8 protein-coding genes are annotated in these 6,639 nt (G+C 39.5%); all 8 read left to right on the top strand.

Annotation, left to right across the window (positions count from 1 at the left end):
• Positions 1-577: 577 nt before the first annotated feature.
• Entirely contained in the window at positions 578-904 is a 327-nt protein-coding gene (locus ACH2DQ_RS11000; protein WP_394913139.1) for a PadR family transcriptional regulator, read from the top strand.
• Positions 891-1,475 (top strand): DUF1700 domain-containing protein, encoded by a 585-nt coding sequence (locus ACH2DQ_RS10995; protein WP_394913140.1) that lies wholly within the window; start codon positions 891-893, stop codon positions 1,473-1,475. The genes ACH2DQ_RS11000 and ACH2DQ_RS10995 overlap by 14 nt, the downstream gene beginning before the upstream one ends.
• Entirely contained in the window at positions 1,472-2,653 is a 1,182-nt protein-coding gene (locus ACH2DQ_RS10990; protein WP_394913141.1) for a DUF4097 family beta strand repeat-containing protein, read from the top strand. The genes ACH2DQ_RS10995 and ACH2DQ_RS10990 overlap by 4 nt, the downstream gene beginning before the upstream one ends.
• Positions 2,654-2,738: 85 nt before the next feature.
• Positions 2,739-3,761 carry a glycosyltransferase family 2 protein gene (locus ACH2DQ_RS10985; protein ID WP_394913142.1) on the top strand — a complete coding sequence of 341 codons (1,023 nt, stop codon included), beginning with the start codon at positions 2,739-2,741 and terminating at the stop codon, positions 3,759-3,761.
• Between the two features lie 146 nt (positions 3,762-3,907).
• The gene (locus ACH2DQ_RS10980) at positions 3,908-4,615 is read left to right on the top strand and encodes a putative ABC transporter permease (RefSeq protein WP_394913143.1); all 708 of its coding nucleotides are present in this window, start codon (positions 3,908-3,910) and stop codon (positions 4,613-4,615) included.
• Positions 4,616-4,732: 117 nt separating this feature from the next.
• On the top strand, positions 4,733-5,176 hold the full coding sequence (locus ACH2DQ_RS10975) for a MerR family transcriptional regulator (RefSeq protein WP_394913144.1): 444 nt from the start codon (positions 4,733-4,735) through the stop codon (positions 5,174-5,176).
• Positions 5,177-5,473: 297 nt separating this feature from the next.
• Entirely contained in the window at positions 5,474-6,166 is a 693-nt protein-coding gene (locus ACH2DQ_RS10970; protein WP_395026729.1) for an iron-sulfur cluster assembly scaffold protein, read from the top strand.
• Between the two features lie 17 nt (positions 6,167-6,183).
• Positions 6,184-6,639: GGGtGRT protein (locus tag ACH2DQ_RS10965; RefSeq protein ID WP_395026727.1), on the top strand; the 456-nt coding region annotated here is incomplete at its 3' end.

Genomic DNA, 6,639 nt, shown 5'->3' with positions numbered 1-6,639 from the left:
TGACCTGTTGGGAGAATCTATTGGCATCACAGAGCAGATTAGAACGGATGTGTGGCTGGGCATCCTGGTGCAGATAGGATTCGCTTCGGTTATTTTTGCACTTACTTTGGTGCTCATTAAAAAAATGCGTGAGTGTTAGTGCTGCAGTTTACGAATAAATTGGGGGTTAGCTGATTAAGGACGCTTTGTAAATGATAGGTAGTGTACGGAAAGATGGATACACGATGTTCTAGCCAAGTAATGACTTAAAATATACGTAGTATATCTGTAACTAGTAAATTGTAGTACCATTATAGGAAGCATATATAAAAGGTAAATATTATAAAACAAAGGTTTCGTGATAACTTGCAGCTCAGATTTGCTGCGGTTGGCGGAGCCTTTTTCGTATGAAAGCACATTTCGTTTGAATTGGAAGAGTACGTGAGTAATATAATATATTTTATAATTCTATATAGTGAAATAAATTATATAAAAAAAATAATTATATATGTTGACAAAGTATATTATACGTCATATAATATACTCAAACAAAAGGTATTAAGAATACATGTTTCACAAAAAGAGAGGAGGCGATAAGATGACGTATCAATTGGGAGCTTCACTTACAGATGCAATTGTTCTGGCGATTATTGCAAAGGGAGATACGTATGGATACTCTATATCCCAGGAAATGAAAAAGGTGACGGACTTAAAGGAATCTACCCTTTACCCGGTATTGAGAAGGCTGCAGAATAACGGATATCTGGGTACTTATGACCAGCCATTCCAGGGGAGAAACAGAAAATATTATTATCTGACGCCCGAAGGAAAGAAGCAATATCAGCATTTTGTGGATGAATGGATTACTTATCGGACAGGAATAGAAGAGATCATTTTGGGAGGAACAAATAATGGGCAAGAATGAATATTTACGGACTTTGGCGCGTGAACTTCGGAAGCTGCCAAAAGAAGAATTTGATACAGCAATGGATTATTATACTGAATATTTTGAAGATGCCGGACCGGAAAAGGAACAGGAAATTATTCAGGAACTGGGAACGCCCCGGGAGGTGGCATATCAGATTATTACGGATGCTGCAATTAAACGGATGGAAGAAGAAGTACATTCCGTAAGAAAAGGGTTCAGCACACTTTGGATTATTGTTTTGGGGATCTGTGCTGCTCCAATCGCCCTTCCTATGGCATTTGCACTTGTTGCTTTATTTGCTTCTATGCTCCTGGTTGTAGTGGTACTGGTAGGATCTGCAATTTTGATGGATCTATGTGCACTGGCTGGCGGTATTGTTACTGCTTTTTGCGGTATCTACCTTTTATTTTCCCAGACAGCAACGGGTATTGCATTGCTGGGTCTAGGAATGGCTGCTGTGGGAATTGGTATTTTTGTGGGATTTGGGATTATCGCAATCGGCAGGCGTATGGTGAAAGGAATTGGTAAAATGTTCAGAAACATTTTAAAGAGGAGGAAAAGGTCATGAAAAAGTATCAGAAGGTTTTGCTGATCACAGCAGGATGCCTGACACTGGCTGGAGGCATCGTAATGGTAACCGGGCTTGCAATGGGAGGCAGCCTGGGTTTGACACTGACGTCGAAAGGAATCTATACTGCAAATGATCAGGGAAAATTTATAGAAGAATCAAAAAATTTAAAAGATATAAAGAATTTAGAAATAAGTGCGGGATATGGCAATATCTATATAGAAGAGGGAGATTCTTTCCGGCTGGAATATGGTTATGACGATGTATTTGTCATACCGGAATTTAAAACAGAGAATGGGAAGGTCAGCTTCAACCTGAAGAATATCCAGCAAAATGGCATCAGCATTATAGGTATTGGTAATTTCTATAACCAGAAAAAGCAGGATTATATAAAACTGGTTCTGCCAAAAGACATTGAACTTGATCAGCTGAAAGTACGCGCAGATTATGGGGAACTAAGTCTGAATCAGGCGGACATTAAGAAACTGATCATAGAAGGGGACAGCGGAAATACCAGTATTACTAATGTAAAGATGGATGAACTTAATCTGGATTTGGATTATGGGAAGCTGGAAATGGAAAATTGTGTTGTTCCGGAGCTGCAGATAGACAATGATACCAGTTCCAGTGATATGACATTAAAAAATATTACTTCTAAGAATGTGGAAATAAAAACTGATTATGGCAATATCAATATTGACCAGATGAAAGCCGATGAAGTGAAAATAGCCAGCAGCAATGGTTCCGTTGATCTGCGTAATATGGAAGGAAATACAAAACACAAAAGAATGGATCTGTTGACTATTAATGGAGAGTATGGTGATTTCCACCTGAGAAACATTAAGACAAATAGTCTGAATATTGAAAATGAATATGGACCTGTAGATGGAAATGATATTACGGCAGTAAAAAATAATATTCGCCAAGAAAACGGAAAATGCAGAATAGATAGTCTGAACACGTCAGATACTAATATCAAGAACGATTATGGTGATGTTTCTCTTACGCTGGTTAAACCCAAAGATGAATTTGATTTTTATCTGGATTCAGATGATGGTGACGTCAGCATTAACGGAGAAAGCTATGGTGATAACTATACCAGGGACCAGGGAAATGATAAACAAGTCAGAGTAAGTGTTGAATACGGTTCCAGAATTACAATAAATACAAAAGAGTAGCTGACGATAAGTTGATAAATTCTTGATATTTGTCTGGTAGAGTGTAATAAAAACGAAAGCTAATTTATACGAAGGGAAGAAGCCTATGAAAATTTTATCTGTCATAGTACCTTGTTATCAATCACAGGACTATATGGAACATTGCATAAAGACCTTGCTGACTGGGAAGGACGATGTGGAAATTCTAATTATTGACGACGGTTCAACAGACCAAACACTATCCATTGCACAGAGATATGAAGCGGAATTTCCAGACATAGTGCGTGCGATACATCAGGAAAATAAGGGGCATGGCGGAGCTCTTAATACAGGAATAGCCAATGCAAAAGGGATTTATCTGAAAGTTGTTGACAGCGATGACTGGGTTAATACGGATGCGCTCAAAAAGATTTTGGAAGAACTGAAAGAAATGATAGCTTCCGATGAAACAGCAGATCTGGTCGTTTCAAATTTTGTATATGAAAAACAGGGTGCCAAAAAGAAAAAGGTAATTAATTACCGCAGATATATGAAAACGGATAAAACCTTTACCTGGAAAGAAACAAGAGGTCTTCCGGTAACCAATTATCTGATGATGCATTCCATGATTTACCGCACTGATCTGGTGAAGAACTGCGGATTGGTACTGCCGGAACATACTTTTTATGTGGATAATATCTATGTCTTTAATCCGCTGCCTTTTGTGCGTACGATTCGCTACCTGGATCTGAATTTCTACCGTTATTTTATAGGCAGATCCGATCAGTCGGTTCAGGAGTCCGTAATGGTAGGACGAATGGACCAGCACTACAGGGTTACCCGTATCCTCATTGACTACATGCATAAAAAGCGGTTTATGATCAAAGAGCGTTCCCTGCGCAAAACAATGTATACAAATTTGAAGCTGGCAATGGCCATTGCAACCATTCTGGCTATGCTTATAGATACACCGGACAGCAGAAAAGAACTAAAGCAGATTTGGAGATATTTAAAAAATCTGGACAGCAGCATGTATCGTAAGGTCCGGTTCAGTGCCATTGGTATCGGCGTAAACCTCCCCGGCAGATTGGGAAGGCAGTTTGTGCTTTGCTGTTACCATTTGCTTCAGCGGCTATATGGATTTAATTAATGAACGCAGTCGTGGATTGCAGTGGATTGCGGTGCAGCAGGATGGCTGCGCCGATTGACACAGCGCGGCAGCCTGAAACAGAAACAAACAATTTATTTCAAAATTCAGGTTTTATGAACCACGGGCTTGAATAATGGAGGTAAACTATGAACACAAAGGGAAGTTTGAAAAGGGAAAGATTTGCAGTAGGATATAATAAATATAAGATATTCTGGATTTTTATGATGGGAGGGATTATGGGATGCATTTTGGAAACCATCTGGTGCTATTTCGCATTCGGAGAACTTTCCAGCAGAACCAGTAATCTGTTTCTGCCATTCAGTTCCGTATGGGGACTGGGATGTGCACTATTTACTGTTTTCTTACATAGTACAAAAGAAATGAAAACATTTAATATATTTATTAAGGGATATGTATTGGGCGGGATATTTGAATTTATCTGCGGCTACTTCTGCCAGGTGTTACTGGGTGTGACGTTTTGGGATTACTCGGGATTGCCGTTTACTCTTGGACATTATGTGAATTTAATATTCTGTATATTCTGGGGTGTGGTAGCGATCGCCTGGGCAAAATGGGTATACCCGTTTTTGTCCAGAATGATAGAGCGGGCGCCCAGAAAAGCAGGTATTTTGGTTACTAAAGTAGCAGTGTGCTTTATGGTTGTAACAGCTGCTATATCTGGGGTGGCACTACTTCGCATGTCAGAGCGGCAGTTAAATGTGCCCGCTAAAAATGTTGTTGAGATGAGACTGGATAAATACTTCCCGGATCATGTCATGAAGAAATATTTTCCGAAGATGAAATATATCTCAGAACCTCATTTAAAAGGTGATGTAATGAAGTCTGATACATAAATGTCTGTTTTTAAGCTTAAGCGCTTATATATTTTTATAGATTGAAATTCTCCCGGATTCATATTATAATATAAGACAAATATTAAAGTTACTTTAATGTATGAAGGGGGTTTTATTATGGAATATAAGATAAAGCAGGTTTCAGAGATAACAGGATTGCCGGCATCTACATTGCGCTATTATGAAAAAGAGCAGTTGCTGCCCACAGTCAATAGAAATGAATCCGGTGTTCGGATTTATAATGAGAAAGACTTAGACTGGATATCAATTATTTCCTGCCTGAAAGCAACCGATATGCCAATTGCAGACATCCGCAGATTTGTAGCGCTGTGCGCCAAGGGAGATGCAACCCTGAAAGAACGGCGTCAGCTTGTGATTGCACATAAAAGGGTAGTGGAAAAACATATAGAGGAACTGGAAAGCAATCTGGATCACATTAATTTCAAAGTGGAATATTATAATGCTGCCTGCAAACTGGGGTCCGAGGCTCCCCTTAAAAAGATTAAATATGTGGAATGCGATGACCAGTGTGTTGCCCGTTTGAAAACTGCAGCCAGTTAAGGCTGCCGGAGGGAAAGAATGTAATCGGTTGAGAACACTGGTCGTTCTGGTGGTAATCGCAGAAAAGAAAGTTTAGAAGAGGGTGGATATCTCCATTCTCTTTCTTTATGCGGCGGGGAACTTCAGACATAAAAGGGGTATTCTCCCGTATTCCCTGTATTAGGCAACACTTTTTTACAAAAAACACTAGACTATTTTGACGTTTTATGAGAAAATGATATCAAGTATGGTGTTAAATATCTAACGATATCAGACACGTACATATCCAAAGAATTCATTTTTGAAAGGAGTCTTAAAATGATTTATTCACATGAAGTAGAAACAATGTGTAAAGTAGCGCAAGGCGTTGCTCATGGTGCTGCTCCGATCCCAGAAGAAGCAAAATGGGTAAAAGCAAAAGAAATTAAAGACATTTCCGGTTTAACACATGGTGTAGGCTGGTGTGCACCTCAGCAGGGTACCTGTAAATTAACATTGAATGTTAAAGAGGGCGTTATCCAGGAAGCATTAGTAGAAACAATCGGATGTTCAGGTATGACTCACTCCGCAGCAATGGCTTCCGAAATTTTACCAGGAAGAACAATCCTTGAAGCTTTAAATACAGACTTAGTGTGTGACGCTATCAATACAGCAATGAGAGAATTATTCTTACAGATCGTATACGGAAGAACTCAGAGTGCTTTCTCAGAAGACGGACTTCCAATCGGTGCAGGACTTGAAGATTTAGGTAAAGGCTTAAGATCTCAGGTTGGTACGATGTACGGAACTCTTGCAAAAGGTCCTCGTTATCTTGAAATGACAGATGGCTATGTTACAGGTGTTGCTTTAGATGCAGATGACGAAATCATTGGTTACCAGTTCGTAAGCTTTAGTAAGATGATGGATTTCATCAAAGCAGGTGATGACGCTAACACAGCATTTGAAAAAGCTAAAGGTCAGTATGGTAGAGTTGCAGACGCAGTGAAAATCATCGACCCAAGACATGAATAATAGAGGAGGGGAAAAGAATGGCTTTATTTGAATCATATGAAAGAAGAGAAAAACAAATTCTGGCTGTTTTAAAAGAGTATGGCATTAACTCTATCGAAGAAGCAGCAGAAGTTACAAAAGCAGCAGGCTTAGATGTATATAATCAGGTTGAAGGTATTCAGCCAATCTGTTTTGAAAATGCAAAATGGGCTTATACAGTAGGCGCAGCAATTGCAATCAAAAAAGACTGCAGAAGAGCAGCAGATGCAGCTGCAGCAATCGGTGAAGGACTTCAGTCTTTCTGTATCCCGGGATCCGTTGCTGACCAGCGTAAAGTAGGTCTTGGACATGGTAACCTTGGTAAAATGTTACTGGAAGAAGACACAGACTGCTTCGCATTCCTTGCAGGACACGAATCTTTCGCAGCAGCAGAAGGTGCGATCGGTATCGCTGAGAAAGCAAACAAAGTACGTCAGAAACCATTACGTGTTATC

The sequence above is a fragment of the Robinsoniella sp. genome, assembly GCF_034124845.1.
The sequence above is the reverse complement of the archived record's forward strand: the minus strand, read 5'-3'. Positions and strand labels throughout refer to the sequence as shown.

Coding starts and splice junctions, on each gene's coding strand:
- ACH2DQ_RS11000 (WP_394913139.1), top strand. CDS start 578: ATGACGTATCAATTGGGAGCTTCACTTACAGATGCAATTGTTCTGGCG.
- ACH2DQ_RS10995 (WP_394913140.1), top strand. CDS start 891: ATGGGCAAGAATGAATATTTACGGACTTTGGCGCGTGAACTTCGGAAG.
- ACH2DQ_RS10990 (WP_394913141.1), top strand. CDS start 1,472: ATGAAAAAGTATCAGAAGGTTTTGCTGATCACAGCAGGATGCCTGACA.
- ACH2DQ_RS10985 (WP_394913142.1), top strand. CDS start 2,739: ATGAAAATTTTATCTGTCATAGTACCTTGTTATCAATCACAGGACTAT.
- ACH2DQ_RS10980 (WP_394913143.1), top strand. CDS start 3,908: ATGAACACAAAGGGAAGTTTGAAAAGGGAAAGATTTGCAGTAGGATAT.
- ACH2DQ_RS10975 (WP_394913144.1), top strand. CDS start 4,733: ATGGAATATAAGATAAAGCAGGTTTCAGAGATAACAGGATTGCCGGCA.
- ACH2DQ_RS10970 (WP_395026729.1), top strand. CDS start 5,474: ATGATTTATTCACATGAAGTAGAAACAATGTGTAAAGTAGCGCAAGGC.